Raw genomic sequence first — 15227 nt, forward strand, 5'->3', positions numbered from 1 at the left:
GCGGTCTTATCTCAAGCAGCTGGGACTTATCTTTATCCTTTTATTCGACTTAATCGTTCTCATTATCAGTCCGCTTGTCTATAAAGGTGGCTACGACACTCTCGTCTCGGGGTATGATTATAGCGGATATTTTATATTCTTCATGATTGTAACTCAGATGGTGTTACATCACTTTACTTTTAAAAATGAGAATTGAACTATTTCTCGTCTTGTGCGAATGCTCGACGGAGCTGTCGTACACCCTAGAGTCCAGGCCGTGCTATCCCTCCAGGCGTTGAGATTGGTTTTGACCAGCATTGGTCCGAGGAGAATTCCAGGACTCAGTGGAAGTGGTTCACGCACGGTCATGGGTGTTCACTGATTGCCGGCACACCGCAGCACCGCCCGCAACACCTCCGATTGATTGTCTTTCCGCCACGCCAGCGCGGAATGGAGAGGGGGCACGTCATCAAGGAGGATGGCGTGAGTATCCGGTGGCTTAATGGCGCAGAGGCATTCGGGAATGAGGGCAACACCAAGGCCGTGCGCAACAAAGGCCATGACCATTGAGGAGTCCGCGACCTCATATTTCACCGCAGGGGATACACCGTTGGCCTGGGCCGTCTCATCAAAGACCCGTCGAAGCGTCGATCCCTGATGCTGAGGCGTACAAATGAAGGACTCCTCAGCAATGTCGCGGAAAGAACACGACGAACGCCCGGCCCGTGCCAACGGGTGATCCATCGAACACAGCAGGTAATGAGCCTCTTCAGCCAGTGGCAATGTCGCAATCAGCGGAGAGGCAATGGGGAGCCCCGTGAAGGCCACATCAACATGGCCATTCTCCAGGGCACGAATGGCATCGCCAGACAAGAGCCGCTGGGTACACTCCATGCGGATATGGGGATGCTTCGCCGCCACGGCTGAGACCAGGCGGGGCAAGGTGTCATGATTCATGCTCCCGGAGAAGGACACTCGCACGGTGCCATGGATCTCCCCGGCGGCGGCGTGAGCCCGTTCGACTCCCAGCTGAAGCCCGTGCAGGAGGGCGCGGGCCTCGGGCACAAAAGCGTGCCCCGCCGCGGAGAGGGAGACCCGGCGAGTTGATCGATCGAAAAGCTGCGCCCCGATCTCCTTTTCCAGCTTCTTAATCGTCTGGCTGAGAGGAGACTGCCCCACGTGGAGGCGCTCGGCGGCACGTCCGAAGTGCAGCTCCTCCGCGACGACGAGAAAAGCCTCCAGCCAGAAGCTATCGATTCGCGGCGTCATCGCCCCGCACCCTCGCGGCAGCATCCCTGGCCGCCTGCCACCCGGCAACAAGCGCCGATCCCACCTGGACTCCCGCGCCCGGGTACTCGGATCCCATGATCCCTCGCGCATCGGTGCCTGCCGCGTAGAGGCCGGGGATGACGCGGCCTTCAGCGTCGAGGGCCCTCGCCTGCGGGTCCGTGGCCACGCCATAGGTCGTGGCGAGCGGCGTGGGATAGACAGCGATGGCGTAATAGGGGGCGTCGTCGATCGGCTCGAGGTTCGGGTTGAGCGGAGCCTCGGGATCGCCAGCGGCGCGCCCGAATTCCGTCTCGCCCTTGTGGAACGCAGTGTCGACGCCCTGGGAGCAGTCCTCATTCCAGCGCGTCACGGTCGCCTCGAGGCCGTCGGGATCGACGCCAATCCTGCGTGCGAGAGCCCGCACGCTCGACGCCCGGTGGAGATAACCGGAGCGGCGGGCTGGGGCCAGCGCCCAGCCCGGGAGGTGGGGCATGGTGATCCGCCCCATGCCATAGCTCTTCAGCGTCCGGGCGTCGAAAATGAGCCACGCGGGGATGGCAGCCTGCGACTCGTGACGCTCGTACATGGCGCGGACGAAGCGGTGGTAGGAGCAGGACTCGTCGACGAAGCGCTGCCCAGAGGCGTCGACGGCGATGAGCCCCGGCTTGCCGCGGTCCCAAATGTGCGGGAAGACGGAGATCGATCCGTCGTGGCGGGTGCCCACCGAGGAAGGGAACCACAGCGCGTTGCCGCCCTCGCTGCCGGCGAGCTGCGCGCCCACCTCCGCCGCGAGGTGGTGCGTGTCCCCCGTGCAGCTCTCCGCGGCGCGGCTGAACTGCGGCGTAGGGGCAGGCAGGTGCGCGCCGCGTAGCTCGGCGGAGTGGGGGAAGCCGCCCGCGGCGAGTACCACCCCGGCCCGCGCCTCGACGCGGTGGGTGCGCCCGTCAAAGGCAATGTCGGCGCCGGTGACCTGGCCGCTGTCCTCATCGCGGTGGAGGGCCGTCGGGTGCGCCGAGACCATCACCTGGGCGCCGCGCTGGGTCGCCGCGTGGTAGAGCGCAGCGATGAGCGCGTTCCCCATGACCAGGCGAGTACCGCGAGGCCAGCCACGCGCCCGATCCCACACCCAGCGCAGGCCCAGCGAGAGGGCCGTCACGGCGGCGCGGAGCGTGGGGCCCGGCTTACGGCTGAAGAGCCCGAGGAGCGTCGAGACCTCAGGGCGGCGGATCATGAGCTGGCCGGAGAAGAGCGCGAACTCGGGGACCGGGCCGCGCAGGGTGCGGAAGGCCTCCGGGTGGAGGGCGCGGCCGTCGAAGGCGTCGGGCTCGAGGGCGCGCCCGGTCAGCCCAGCGCCATCGATCTCGCTGTGATAATCGACGACGGCGGGCGAGTGCCGGAACGTCACGCCGAGGGCAGCTAGCTCCTCGATGACCTGGGGCACAGCGTCAAGGTAGCCCTCGCGGAGGGCGCGCGGGGCGCAGTCCCCCACCACGGCGTCGAGGTAGGCGGAGGCCTTCTCCCGGTCCGGCTCGGACTGGAAGGGGTTGCCGGGGGCCCACCAGGTGCCGGCGGAATAGGCCGTCGTACCTCCGATGACCTCGGATTTCTCTACGACGAGGACGCTGAGGCCGCGCTCGGCGGCGATGGCCGCAGCGCTGAGGCCGGCGGCGCCACTGCCGATGACGAGCAGATCAACGGAGTGTGGGACGGCCGCCGAGGCACCGGGGCGCAGGGGAATGCCGGGGGTGTTCACAGGGAGACCTCCAAGAAGTGGCTGAGGGCGTGGGTGATCGCTTCCGGTGATTCCACGGTGGGGACGTGTGCGCCGGGGACGACGACGTGCTCCCCGCCCAGCTGGGCGACGGTTGCGGGCGGGGTGGAGCGATCCTCCGCTCCAGCGATCGTGAGGGTGGGCACGGGCAGGGTGGGGGAGTCGGTGCGATCAAACTCGGCGAGTGCGGCAGCACACGCAGCATAGGCTTCGCCTGGAGTAGAGGCGATCATTCGGCGCATCCGATCAACTGTCGCCGGGTTCTGGGCGGTGAAAGCCTCGCTTAGCCACAAGCCAAGGATGGCTTCCACCATGGGGCCGATCCCCTGGGTGCGAGTGAGCTCTTCACGCTCCAGCCACGTGCTGCGCTGCCCGAATTTCGGTGCTGTGCACAGCAAAGCGGCCCGCTCTACCCGGTCCGTGTGGGTAGCGAGGTGTTGGGCCACCGCACCACCCAGTGACAACCCCACCACGGAGAAGCGCTTGATGTCCAGGTGATCGAGGGTCTCAAGAACATCCGCGGCAAGGTCAGCAAGAGTGCACGGGCCGGGAATCACTGGTGATCCGCCGTGGCCCCGGTGGTCGATGGCGATGACCTCGGCCCCCGCAGAGAGTCCGTTGAGCTGCGGTTCCCACATCTCGAGGGTGGAAGCGATGGAGCCCAGGAACACGATCGGCTGGCCTGATCCGTAGCGAACGTGGTGCAGAATGCTCATGCGCGGGCCTCCGGGTTCTCGAGGACAGCGGCGATCCCCTGACCGCCGCCGATGCACATCGTCACGAGTCCGTAACGCCCGCCCGTGCGCCGCAGATGGTGGCTGGCGGTGACGACCAGCCGCGCCCCCGTCGCGCCCACGGGGTGGCCGAGGGAGATGCCGGAGCCCTGCGGGTTGAGGCGGGGGTCCTCGGCGTCGAGACCCCACTCGCGGAGGACGGCGAGCGCCTGGGCGGCGAAGGCCTCGTTGAGCTCGATGAGGTCCATGTCCTCAAGGCTGAGCCCGAGGCGCTCCAGCACCTTGCGGCTCGCGGGCACCGGACCGATGCCCATGCGCTCGGGCTCGACGGCGGCCACAGCCCAGCCGCGCAGCACGACGCTCGGCTGGAGCCCCAGTTTCTCGGCGGTGGCGGCCGTCGAGACGAACATCGCGGCCGCGCCGTCGTTCTGCCCGGAGGCGTTGCCAGCCGTGACCGTGGCGCCGTCGAGGTTCTTCATCACCGGGCGCAGCCGGGCGAGTTTCTCGGTGGTGGAGTCGGGGCGCGGGTGCTCATCCTCGGTGACGTCGCCGACGGGGACGATCTCCTCGGCGAAGCGCCCGTCCCCCCGGGCGGCCACCGCCCGGGCGTGCGAGGCGGCGGAGAGTGCGTCTTGCTCCTCGCGGGGGATGTCGTACTCGGCGCGGAGGTTCTCCGCGGTTTCAATCATCCCACCCGGAATCGGGTGGTGGCGCCCTCCGGCGGTGGCGCGGGCCTCCGCGAGGCGGTCGTGGAGGGTGAGGTCCCCGCCCTTCACACCCCAGCGGATGCGGTGGTCGACGCTATACTCCGCCCGGGACATCGACTCCGCCCCACCAGCGATGATGAGGTCCGCGGCCCCGGCGGCGATGTGGGCGGCCGCCGTCGTGATGGCCTGGAGGCCCGAGCCGCAGCGGCGGTCGAGCTGCATGCCGGGGACGTGGTCGAGACCGGCGTCGAGTGCGACGACCCTGCCCAGCGCCGGGGCCGCCCCGTTGGGGGAGGACTGACCGAGGATGAGGTCATCGACGGCGTCGCGGGCCTCGGGCCCGGCCGCCTCGAGGAGGGCATCCACCACGGTGCGGGCAAGATCCTGCACCGGCACCCCGGCGAGCGAGCCGCCATAGCGGCCCACGGGGGTGCGCAGCGGGTGGCTGAGGACGATGTCAGTGGGCTGAAGAGAAGTCATGAAAATCCTTTCCGGTGGCGGCGAGGTCCGCGCTGATCGCGGCGGCGGTATCGAGGAGGGCGGGGAGGAAGCGCTGGTGCAGCTCCTTCACGCTGTGGACGGCCGTTTGGGTGGAGGTGTTGATGGCCGCCACGATCCGTCCCTCGGCGTCGGTGATCGGCGCGGCGAGAGACCGCAGGCCCGCCTCCAGCTCCTGGTCAACGATGCACCAGCCCTGCTCGGCGACCTTGGCGATGCGCTCCGCGACGACGGCGGGCTCGGTGGCTGTGCGTGCCGCCAGGGGGGTGAGCTCCACCGCGCGGAGGTGGGCGTCGAGCTCCTCGGGATCCTTGTCAGAGAGGAGGACACGCCCCATGGAGGTGGCCCACGCGGGGAAGCGGGAGCCGATGGTGATGCCGACGGTCATGATGCGGCGCACCGCCACGCGGTTGACGTAGACGACATCGGTGCCGTCGAGGACCGCCATGGAAACCGACTCGTTGAGCTCGCGGGAGAGTTTCTCCAGGTGAGGCTGGGCCACCTCCGGCAGGCCGAGCCCGGAGAGATACGCCGTCCCGAGGTTGAGGATGCGGGGAGTGAGCCAGAACTCGTGGCCATCGGTGCCGGCAAAGCCGAGGGCGACGAGCGTGTGGAGGAATCGACGGGCCGTGGCGCGGGCGAGGCCCGTTTCCTCGGCGACCTGGGCGAGGGTCTGCCGAGGGCGCGCGGCGCCGAAGGTTTGAATGACGGCGAGCCCGCGGACGAGCGATTGCACGGGTGGGGTGAGTGATTGTTCCATGCCTAAAGAAGTCCTCCGGCGTTCACTAGAAGAACGATTGTGCAATATGTGAACCTCAGTGTACACTGCCTCACATGATTGACAAGACCCTACCCACGCCACACGAGGCAGTGGCAGACATTCCCGACGGGGCCTCCATCGCCGTCGGCGGCTTCGGGCTCGTGGGCGTGCCGGTCCGGCTCATCGAGGCGCTCCACGAGCAGGGGGCCTCCGATCTCACGGTGATCTCCAACAACTGCGGGGCGGACGGCCTGGGCCTCGGCATTCTCCTCGCTGATCACCGCATTTCCCGGACCATCGGGTCCTATATCGGATACAACAAGGAATATGCCCGCCAGTACTTCGCCGGGGAGATCGCGGTGGAGTTCACCCCGCAGGGCACCCTCGCCGAGCGCATGCGCGCGGGCGGCGCGGGCATCCCGGCCTTTTACACGACGGCCGGCGTCGGCACCCCCGTCGCGGATGGCGGCATCCCCATCCGCCACAATTCCGACGGCAGCGTCGCCGAGGTCTCCGCCCCCAAGGAGACCCGCGAATTCGGTGGGGAGGTCTACGTCCTGGAGGAGGCCATCCGCGCGGACTTCGCCCTCGTCCACGCGGCGAAGGCCGACCGCGCGGGGAACCTTGTCTTTGCTAAGACCGCCCGCAACTTCAATCCGGACGTGGCCCGCTGCGGCGAGGTCACGATCGCCCAGGTGGAGGAGGTCGTCGAGGAGCTCGATCCCAACGACGTCCACGTCCCCGGCATTTATGTGCAGAGGGTCGTGGAGGTGGGCCCGCAGGACACCCCCATCGAGATCAGGAAGGTGCGCTCATGAGCTGGACCAGGGAAGAGATGGCGGCGCGCGTCGCCGAGGAGCTGGAGAACGGCCAGTACGTCAACCTGGGGATCGGGATGCCCACCCTCGTCCCCGGCTACCTCCCGGAGGGGAGGGAGGTCATCCTCCACTCGGAGAACGGTGTGCTGGGCGTGGGGCCGTATCCCACCGAGGAGGAACTGGACCCCGAGCTCACCAATGCCGGCAAGGAGACCATCACGGTGACCCGGGGCGCGAGCTTCTTCAGCTCCTCCGAGTCCTTCGGCATGATCCGCGCGCGCGTCGTGGACGTGGCGGTCCTCGGCGCCATGGAAGTCTCCGCCCGCGGTGACCTGGCGAATTGGATGATCCCCGGGAAGATGGTGCGCGGCATGGGCGGGGCCATGGACCTTGTCCACGGTGCGAAGAAGGTCATTGTCATGACCGATCACCTGACCAAGAAGGGGCAGTCAAAGATCGTGGAGTCCTGCTCCCTCCCGCTCACCGGCGCCCGGTGCGTGGACCTCATTGTCACCTCCCACGGGGTCTTCTCCGTGGACCACGAGAAGGGGCTCACTCTCCTCGAGTGCGCGACCGGAGTCACCGTGGCGGAGCTGCGCGAGATCACCGCCGCCCCCTTCGCCTGCGCCCCGGGTCTGGAGGAAGCTTAAGCCTTATGAGCAGCGCTGAAGCTGCTGGCTGAGCGCGGCCTTCTCCGCCTCGGTCACCCACAGCCCATAGGTCCACTTCACGTCAATCTGCCGGGCGGCATAGGCGCACCGGAAGGCCTTGTTCGGGGGAAGCCACGTGGCGGCGTCCCCATCCCTTTTCGCCTGGTTGGTGGGCCCATCGACGGCAAGAAGGTTCCGCGGATCATTGGCGAGGTCCCGCCGCTGCTCGACGCTGAGCTGCTGCGCCCCCTTCTGCCACGCATCGGAGAGGGCGACGACGTGATCAATCTGCACCCGCGAGCTCGTCGCCTTCCCCCTCGTGAACGGGATGCTGGCCCCGGTGTACGGATCCTCGAGCACCCCGCTGAGCACCACGCAGTCCCGGGTCCCCGGCTTGAGGACGAGGTCGTGGAGATCCCGCCGGAGGATGTCATTGCGCGTATCGCAGCCATTGTGGCCAAATTCCACCGTGACATCGTCGGACCACGCCTGGCCGAACAGGGCGCGATCATAACCCGTCTTCGGGGCGCGGCCTTTCACCTCCAGCTCCTCCAGGTGTGCGAAGGCTGCCGCCACGTCCACCCCTGGCGCGGGCCCCGCGGCCCCGGTGTTCTCCTCGGGGGCCGGGTCGGGCAGGGTCGGGGCGTCGGCGCCATCATCTGCCGGGGGAGGCGTGTCGGGCTCGGGCGCGGCATCGACCTCCGCCGGCTCGCCACTCTCCGGGGGCGTCTCGAGCACACTCTCGATACCGCTCGCGACGTCCCGGGCGAGCTCATCCGGGGACTCCGGCACATCCCCGCAGCTCTGGAGCGCACAGAAGGCCAGGACACAGAGCGTTCCCAGCGCAAGGAGCTTCTTAGGGCGTCGAATCCTCTTCATGCGGACCAGTGTGCCATAGGGGTCGGACATGAGATCGATTCTCTGTTCGAAGAAGCCGCCGCAGGATCTTTCCGCTGGGAGAGACGGGAATCTCCGCGCGCACGTCCATCCGCCGGATCTTCTTGTAGGGGGTCACGCGCTCGGCCACCCACGTCATGATCTCCTCCGGGTGGAGCTCGGCCCCAGGATCGGGGACGACGAACGCCCACGGGTATTCCTCCCCCTGCTCGTCATAGCCGGCGGTGACGGCGGCCTGCGCGATCCCCGGATACTGCAGGAGCAGCGCCTCGAGTTCGGCGGGCGGGACCTGAAAACCGTGGTAGTAGATGAGTTCCTTGGCGCGGTCGATGACCCAGGTCATCCCGTGCTCGTCGACGCGGACGAGGTCCCCGGTGCGCAGCCAGCCGTCCTCGTCGACCCCGCTGCCGTCGAGGTAGCCGTCCATTACCTGGGGGCCGCGGACCCACATCTCGCCGAGTTCGCCGGGGCCGAGCACCTTCTGGGGATCCTCGGGGCTGACGACGCGGATCTCGGTGCCCTCGACGGGGGTACCGATGGCCGCCGGATCCTCCTGCCCGGGCAGCGAGACGTGGGTGACCGGGGAGGCCTCGCTGAGCCCATAGCCCTGCACCACCTGCGCCCCGGTGAGCCGGCTAACCTCCCGGGCGAGCTCCCCATCGAGCGGCGCCGCCCCGGAGAGCAACACGCGGAGAGAGCGGAGCCTTCGCCGCGTCTCGGGATCCTGCGCGGCCTGGCGCAGGGCGAGGAGAATCGGCGGGGCCACCGAGGCCCACTGGGCCCCGAAGCGCTCGCAGTGATCGAGCAGGTGGGAGACGTGAAAGCGCGCCGAGGTGAGAATGTGATTCCGGTGGCGCAGCGCCATGTTGAGCTCGACGGTGAGCCCGTAGATGTGAGACATGGGCAGCGGCGCAAGCATGGCCCACTCGGGGCGAAGCCCCAGGTCCTGCATCCGGGGAAGCGCCTGCTCCACGTTGGTACAGAGATGGCGTTGGCGCAGGCGCACGCCGGTGGCGCGGCCGGTCGTCGTCCCGGAGGAAAAGGGGATGACGGCGAGGTCATCGGGTCCGGCCTCGGCGTCGAGCTCTGCGGCGCGGCGGGCGAGCTCCGCGCTAGGCAGAGCGGCGGCATCGCCGGGGTGGAGGAGGTCGTGGGCGGCGTCGGCGTCGACGAACCACTGGGCGCCCGATTGCTCCATCTGCCAGCGGCGATCGCTCTCGGAGAGGGCCGGGTGCATGGGGGTCACGACGGCACCAGCCAGGAGGGCGCCGTGGAAGAGGGCCGCGAACTCGGCGGAGTTGGGCAGGCAGAGGGCGAGGACCTCGCCCCGCCGGAGGCCCCGGGCCCAGAGCGCGGCGGCCACGGCCTGGACGCGTGTGCGCAGCTCCCCGTAGGTGAGCGTCTGGGCGTCGTCGGTGAGGGCGGGCGACGCGAGCTCGGAATCCCGCAGGGAGCCGAAGATGGTCCGGTAGAGGGTGGTCACGGGACGAGGGTAGCAAGGCGAGCACCCCGGCACGGCAACCGAAATGAGTTTGACGCATTCGATACAGTGAAAGATCAAGGCCCTCCACCAACTGAAGAAGCGAGTCTCACTTACCTCATGGCACGTATGCAAGAAACCGCTGACCTGCTGAAATGCTCCTTCTGTGGCAAGTCCCAGAAGCAGGTGAAGAAACTGATCGCCGGCGGCGGAGTGTACATCTGCGATGAATGCATCGAGTTGTGCAACGAGATCATCGCCGAGGAGATGGCGCAGTCCACGGACGAGCCCACCTCCTCCAAGCCGAAGCTTCCCCGCCCCTCGGAGATCGCGGCGTTCCTTGACCGCTATGTCGTCGGGCAGGACGCGGCCAAGCGCACCCTCTCCGTCGCGGTGTACAACCACTACAAGCGCGTGCGTGCCCAGGAGAACGCGCGGCACACCACCGGCAGCCGCGTGCTCAAGGAGGACGAGGACACCGTCGAGCTCTCCAAGTCGAACATCCTGCTGCTGGGGCCCACGGGCTCAGGCAAGACGTACCTCGCGCAGACGCTCGCGCGGCTCCTTGATGTCCCCTTCGCTATCGCGGACGCCACCTCCCTCACCGAGGCCGGCTACGTGGGCGAGGACGTGGAGAACATCCTCCTGCGGCTCATCCAGGCGGCCGACAATGACATTGAGCGCGCCGAGCGGGGAATCATTTACATCGACGAGGTCGACAAGATCACCCGCAAGGGGGACAACCCCTCCATCACGCGCGACGTCTCCGGCGAGGGCGTGCAGCAGGCGCTGCTGAAGATCCTCGAGGGCACGGTCGCGGCCATCCCCCCGCAGGGCGGGCGCAAGCACCCCAACCAGGAGTACATCCACCTCGACACGACGAACATCCTCTTCATCGTGGCCGGCGCCTTTGCCGGCCTGGACAAGGTCATCCAGGAGCGGGTGGGCCGCCGGGGCCTGGGCTTCGGGGTGGAGATCGACTCCGCCCAGGACCTCGCCGAGCAGGATATTTATGCGCAGGTGCGCCCGGAGGACCTCGTGAAGTTCGGGCTCATCCCGGAGTTCATCGGCCGGCTTCCCGTCGTCGCCACCGTCTCGAGCCTCGACCGCGACACGCTCGTGCGCGTCCTCACCGAGCCCAAGAACTCCCTGGTCAAGCAGTATCAGGAGCTCTTCCGCATGGACGGGGTGGACCTCACCTTCCGCGAGGAGGCGCTGGAGGCCATCGCGGAGCAGGCCATGGATCGCGGGACGGGGGCCCGGGGGCTCCGCGCCATCATGGAGGAGGTCCTCGTGCCCGTGATGTTCGAGCTCCCCGACGATGACACGATCAGCGAGGTCGTCGTCACCGCCGAGGCCGTCCGCGGGGAGGCCACCCCCGAGTTCATCCGCGACCGCTCGGCCGCCTAGTCCGCGGCGAAGGCCTCGAGGTCATCCGCGGAGCCGGCCATGACCACGAGGTCGCCCGGCTGCAGCGGGTCCTTGGGGGAGGGCAGCATGTAGTCGCTGCCCTGGCGGCTGAGGGCGACGACGGCCACCCCGGCGCCCGTCGCCCGGATCTCCCGGGAGGTCTTCCCCTCCGCGTGCTCGGGCAGGACCATCTTCGCCAGGGCGAAGCCGGGGTCGAACTCGATGAAGTCGGTGACCTGGCCGTCGATGAGGTGCGCGATGCGCCGGCCGGTGTCGGCCTCCGGCATGATGATGTGGTGGACGCCGATCTGCCGGAGGATCTTCTCATGCGCGGCGCTGTCGGCCTTGGCCCAGATGGCGGGCACCCCGAGGTCCACCACCGCGGAGGCGGTGAGGATGGAGGACTCCAGGTCGGATCCGATCGCGATGACCACGCGCTTGGCATCGGCCACGCCCAGCTGCTTGAGGGTGTTGGGTTGGGTGGTGTCCGCGCAGACGATGTGGTCGAAGTCGTCGGCGAGCTCCTGGACGCGGCGCTGGTCGGCGTCGACGGCGAGGACCTCCACGCGGCGGGACTGCAGCTCCTCGCCCAGGGCCTGCCCGAAGCGGCCCATGCCGAGGATGATCACGGGGGTGGATTCCGCCCCGCTGCTCGGGAGGAAGAGGCGGCGGCGACGACGCGGGGTACTGTATTCAGCCAATGGAAGGACGCTCCTCTGGGTAGTCGTAGTAGCGGGGTTTCTGTCGGGAGGCGAAGGCCGTCGCGAGGGCTAGGGGGCCGACGCGGCCGGCGAACATGAGGCACATGATGACCACCTGCGCGGTGATGGGAAGGTCCGCGGTGATGCCGGTGGACAGGCCGACGGTAGCGAAGGCGCTGCACACCTCAAAGGCGATCTGATCCGTGCTGAATTGGGGCGCCAGGAAGAGCAGCGCCGTGACCGCCCCGATGACGAGCAAGACGGAGAGCGTGAGCACGGCGAGCGCCTGGCGGATGGAGTGGGTGGGGACGGTGCGGGCGCCGAGGCTCGTCGAGCGCAGGCCGCGGATCTCCGCGAGGACCGCGGCGGTGAGCACGGCTGCCGTCGTCACCTTGACGCCGCCGGCCGTGCCGCCGGTGCCGCCGCCGATGACCATGAGGATGTCCGTGCCCAGCAGCGTCGAGGGGTGGAAGTCCGCGTAGTCGAGGGCGTTGAAGCCCGCGGTACGGGGGCTCACCCCCGCGAAGAAGGCGTTGACCCCCTTGAGCAGCGGATTCGTGCCGACGGCCCGCAGCGCCCCGTTCCACTCGGCGAGGCCCACGAGCAGGGTGCCCGCGATGATGAGGCTGAGGGTACCGATCGCCGTGAAGCGGGCGGTCAGCGACCAGCGCCGGAGGTGGCCCTGGTGGAAGAGGATGAAGCGGACGCGCCGGGCGAACTCGAGGAGAACGGGAAAGCCGATACCGCCGATGATGAGGGAGAAGGCGAGGGGGAGGAGGATGAGGGCGTCGTGGGCGAAGCTGATGAGGTTATCGCTCTGGAGAGCGAAGCCCGCGTTATTGAAGCTGGAAATCGCGTGGAAGACGCCAAACCATACCGCATGGATGATTCCCTGCCCCGGGTGAGTGAGCGCGTAGCGGGTCCCGATGACGATCGCCACGATGAGCTCCACCCCGAGGGAGAAGAGCACCGTCGTGCGCACCACCCAGGCCACCTCGCCGCGGTCGACGCCCCGGCCTTCCGCCTGGGCGTCCTCGCCGCGGGTGAGGCCGAGCCGCCCGGAGATCGCGAGGGTGAGCAGGGAGGCCACGGTCATGAAGCCGAGGCCCCCGAATTGGATGAGAAGTGCAATGATGATCCGCCCGGTGGTTGACCACGCCGTCGCGGTGTCGACGGTAATCAAACCCGTCAAGCTCACGGCGGAGGTGGCCGTAAAGAGCGCGTCAGGAAAAGCGACGGGCTCCGGGCCGGCACTCGCCCACGGTGTGCAGAGAAGCAGGGTGCCCAAGGCGACGAGTCCTGCAAAACCCCAGCACACGCGCGCTTGGGGCGAGAGCCTCGGTTGAGGTCCGATCATGGCGGCTCATGTTACTCGCTTGACGGCGTCAAGAAGATGTCAGGGCCCGCCCGAAGGGATGGACGAGTTCTTGACGCCCCACCCCCTTGGCTGTCAGGGGAGGAGAGGTCTCGACGGCCACCCGCCGCGCGGCAGCTAGGCGCCCGGGCAGTAGATCCCGGCGGCGGACTGGGGCTCGTCGTTTTCGCCCTCGGGGGCGAGGTAGCTCGACTGCCCCGTGGACGGGATGTTGGAGGTGAGGAACGCGAGGACCGTGTCCATGACGAGCCGGTGCATGCCCTCCTGGTTGACGGTGCGGCTCATGTCGATGTCCAGGAGGTTGATCATCACCGAGTCGGCCGAGACCTGGTAGAAGGCGAAGGAGGCGATGAGGGTAAAGACGTCCTCCGCGGAGATGCCGGGGCGGAAGGCGCCCGCGTCCTGGCCGAGCATGAGGAGCTTGTCCAGGTGCAGAGTGAGCTCGGAGGCGTCGGCGAGGGGAGCAGTATCGCGCAGGCGGGCGTTGTTGCGGAGGCTCTCCCCCACGAGGAGAGTGAGTTCCTTGGGGTGGGCGACCATCTGGGTCCAGATGGCGTCGACCATCTTTCGTACCCCCTCGACGGGGACGGAGCTATCGAGTTCGAGGGCGGAGGGGTCGGGGTGAATGCGGTGCACGGCCTCCGCGAGGGTGCGGAGGTAGAGGCCCTTCTTGTTGCCGAAGTGGTAGTGGATCATCCGCTTGGACATCCCCGACTTGGTGGCAATAGCCTCCAACTTGGCGTCCGAGTAGCCCTTCTTGGCGAAAAGCTCGAGCGCCACGGCGATGACGTCGCGTGGGGTGGCAGCCCCGTCCGCGCCGTTGGTGACGGCGTCCCCAACACTCATTCCGGCAGATCCTTCCCACGCATCGCGCAATGGTCATATATTTAGCGTGCGATTGCTGTTCCTATGGTGCCTTAAAGACACAACTTGAGGCTATGACATTCTGTGTTTCTTCCGGAGAAGCCCTAAAAGTCCTGGTAGTTGCTCCACATTCGGGGGTAAATGGGGGACATGTGTGGAATTGAGAAAGGTGACTAATCTCCCGCGGACGATGCGGAGCATTGGCGCTAGGCTAGGGAAGGACAGTGGGCCGGAGCCACTCCGGCCCAAACCTCCAGGATGGAAGGATGGATTAAGTATGGCCCCGAAGAAGATCGCTGTCACCGGTGCTGCTGGCCAGATCGCTTACTCCCTGCTGTGGCGGATCGCCAATGGTGATGTGTACGGCAAGGACACGCCGATTGAACTCTCGCTGCTGGAGATCCCGGCCGCGATGGGCGCGGTGGAAGGCGTCGCGATGGAGCTCAATGACTCCGCCTTCCCGCTCGTGAAGAACATCAGCATCAGCGACAAGCCGGAGGAGGCTTTCGACGGCGCCTCGGCCGCCTTCCTCGTGGGCGCGAAGCCGCGCGGCAAGGGCGAAGAGCGTTCCGCCCTCCTCGGTGCGAATGGCAAGATCTTCGGTCCTCAGGGCAAGGCCATCAATGACCACGCTGCGGATGACATTCGCGTCCTCGTCGTGGGCAACCCGGCCAACACCAACTGCCTCATCGCCCAGCACGCCGCCCCGGACGTTCCGGCCGACCGCTTCACCGCGATGATGCGCCTGGACCACAACCGCTCCCTGTCCCAGCTGGCAGAGAAGCTCGACATCGCCACCACCGACATTGAGAACATGGTCGTGTGGGGCAACCACTCCGCAACCCAGTTCCCGGACATCACCTACGCCACCGCCCAGGGCAAGCCGCTCACCGAGCTCGTCGACCACACCTGGTACACCGAAGAGTTCATCCCGCGGGTCGCCAAGCGCGGCGCTGAGATCATCGAGGTCCGCGGCAAGTCCTCCGCCGCCTCCGCGGCGTCTGCTGCCGTCGACCACATGCGCGACTGGATCCAGGGCTCCAGCTCCTGGTGCACCGCCGCCGTCGTCTCCGATGGCTCCTATGGTGTCGACGCCGGGCTCGTCGCCGGCCTGCCGACCCGCGCCGTCGACGGCCGCTGGGAGATCATCCCCGACCTGGAGATCAACGACTTCCAGCGCGCCCGCATCGACGCCAACGTCGAGGAGCTGCGCGGCGAGCGTGAGGCCGTGAAGGACCTCCTCTCCTAGTTTTCTCCTCGGAGCCCGTGGATCCCGCGTGGGATCTCGGCTCGACTCCGAGAGACAGAAAACGC

General features: G+C 67.6%; 14 protein-coding genes. 4 read left to right on the forward strand and 10 right to left on the reverse strand.

Going from position 1 to position 15227, the window contains the following annotated elements; all coding sequences use genetic code 11:
* Positions 1-354 precede the first annotated feature (354 nt).
* From L1O03_RS10020 to L1O03_RS10040, 5 genes are read right to left on the reverse strand one after another with little or no spacing between them, the layout of a single operon-like run.
* Positions 355-1248, reverse strand: a complete 894-nt coding sequence (locus L1O03_RS10020; protein WP_236119636.1) for a LysR family transcriptional regulator — start codon at positions 1246-1248, stop codon at positions 355-357.
* Positions 1229-3001 carry an FAD-dependent oxidoreductase gene (locus L1O03_RS10025; RefSeq protein WP_236119637.1) on the reverse strand — a complete coding sequence of 591 codons (1773 nt, stop codon included), beginning with the start codon at positions 2999-3001 and terminating at the stop codon, positions 1229-1231. The genes L1O03_RS10020 and L1O03_RS10025 overlap by 20 nt, the downstream gene beginning before the upstream one ends.
* Positions 2998-3735, reverse strand: a complete 738-nt coding sequence (locus L1O03_RS10030) for an alpha/beta fold hydrolase (protein WP_236119638.1) — start codon at positions 3733-3735, stop codon at positions 2998-3000. Before L1O03_RS10030 ends, L1O03_RS10025 begins: the two co-directional genes overlap by 4 nt.
* Positions 3732-4940 (reverse strand): acetyl-CoA C-acetyltransferase, encoded by a 1209-nt coding sequence (locus L1O03_RS10035; RefSeq protein ID WP_236119639.1) that lies wholly within the window; start codon positions 4938-4940, stop codon positions 3732-3734. The genes L1O03_RS10030 and L1O03_RS10035 overlap by 4 nt, the downstream gene beginning before the upstream one ends.
* Positions 4918-5718, reverse strand: a complete 801-nt coding sequence (locus L1O03_RS10040; protein ID WP_236119640.1) for an IclR family transcriptional regulator domain-containing protein — start codon at positions 5716-5718, stop codon at positions 4918-4920. The genes L1O03_RS10035 and L1O03_RS10040 overlap by 23 nt, the downstream gene beginning before the upstream one ends.
* A 74-nt stretch (positions 5719-5792) precedes the next feature.
* Here L1O03_RS10040 and L1O03_RS10045 point away from each other — a divergent pair, with 74 nt between their 5' ends.
* Together L1O03_RS10045 and L1O03_RS10050 are read left to right on the forward strand one after the other, a co-directional pair.
* Entirely contained in the window at positions 5793-6536 is a 744-nt protein-coding gene (locus L1O03_RS10045) for a CoA transferase subunit A (RefSeq protein ID WP_236119641.1), read from the forward strand.
* Positions 6533-7186 carry a 3-oxoacid CoA-transferase subunit B gene (locus L1O03_RS10050; protein ID WP_236119642.1) on the forward strand — a complete coding sequence of 218 codons (654 nt, stop codon included), beginning with the start codon at positions 6533-6535 and terminating at the stop codon, positions 7184-7186. The genes L1O03_RS10045 and L1O03_RS10050 overlap by 4 nt, the downstream gene beginning before the upstream one ends.
* Before the next feature lie 3 nt (positions 7187-7189).
* Here the strand turns inward: L1O03_RS10050 and L1O03_RS10055 are convergent, their stop codons facing one another.
* Together L1O03_RS10055 and L1O03_RS10060 are read right to left on the reverse strand one after the other, a co-directional pair.
* Positions 7190-8065 (reverse strand): HNH endonuclease family protein, encoded by an 876-nt coding sequence (locus tag L1O03_RS10055; protein ID WP_236119643.1) that lies wholly within the window; start codon positions 8063-8065, stop codon positions 7190-7192.
* Positions 8043-9566, reverse strand: coding sequence for an AMP-binding protein (locus tag L1O03_RS10060; protein WP_236119644.1), 1524 nt, complete (start codon positions 9564-9566; stop codon positions 8043-8045). Before L1O03_RS10060 ends, L1O03_RS10055 begins: the two co-directional genes overlap by 23 nt.
* A gap of 117 nt (positions 9567-9683) precedes the next feature.
* Here L1O03_RS10060 and clpX point away from each other — a divergent pair, with 117 nt between their 5' ends.
* Positions 9684-10973: an ATP-dependent Clp protease ATP-binding subunit ClpX gene (gene clpX / locus L1O03_RS10065; RefSeq protein ID WP_236119645.1), complete on the forward strand. Its 1290-nt coding sequence runs from the start codon at positions 9684-9686 to the stop codon at positions 10971-10973.
* Here clpX and L1O03_RS10070 read toward each other — a convergent pair.
* The 3 genes from L1O03_RS10070 to L1O03_RS10080 all read right to left on the reverse strand — a co-directional run bounded on the left by L1O03_RS10070 (position 10970) and on the right by L1O03_RS10080 (position 13895).
* Entirely contained in the window at positions 10970-11674 is a 705-nt protein-coding gene (locus L1O03_RS10070) for a potassium channel family protein (RefSeq protein WP_236119646.1), read from the reverse strand. The two genes, clpX and L1O03_RS10070, sit on opposite strands and share 4 nt — an antisense overlap.
* Entirely contained in the window at positions 11667-13031 is a 1365-nt protein-coding gene (locus L1O03_RS10075; RefSeq protein ID WP_236119647.1) for a TrkH family potassium uptake protein, read from the reverse strand. The genes L1O03_RS10070 and L1O03_RS10075 overlap by 8 nt, the downstream gene beginning before the upstream one ends.
* 135 nt (positions 13032-13166) lie before the next feature.
* On the reverse strand, positions 13167-13895 hold the full coding sequence (locus L1O03_RS10080) for a TetR/AcrR family transcriptional regulator (RefSeq protein WP_236119648.1): 729 nt from the start codon (positions 13893-13895) through the stop codon (positions 13167-13169).
* A 295-nt stretch (positions 13896-14190) separates the two neighbouring features.
* On the opposite strand from L1O03_RS10080, the gene L1O03_RS10085 reads away from it, so the two are divergent.
* The gene (locus L1O03_RS10085) at positions 14191-15162 is read left to right on the forward strand and encodes a malate dehydrogenase (RefSeq protein WP_236119649.1); all 972 of its coding nucleotides are present in this window, start codon (positions 14191-14193) and stop codon (positions 15160-15162) included.
* The last annotated feature ends 65 nt before the right edge of the window (positions 15163-15227 follow it).

Origin of the sequence: Corynebacterium uropygiale (assembly GCF_021568315.1) — a bacterium.
Classification (GTDB): domain Bacteria; phylum Actinomycetota; class Actinomycetes; order Mycobacteriales; family Mycobacteriaceae; genus Corynebacterium; species Corynebacterium uropygiale.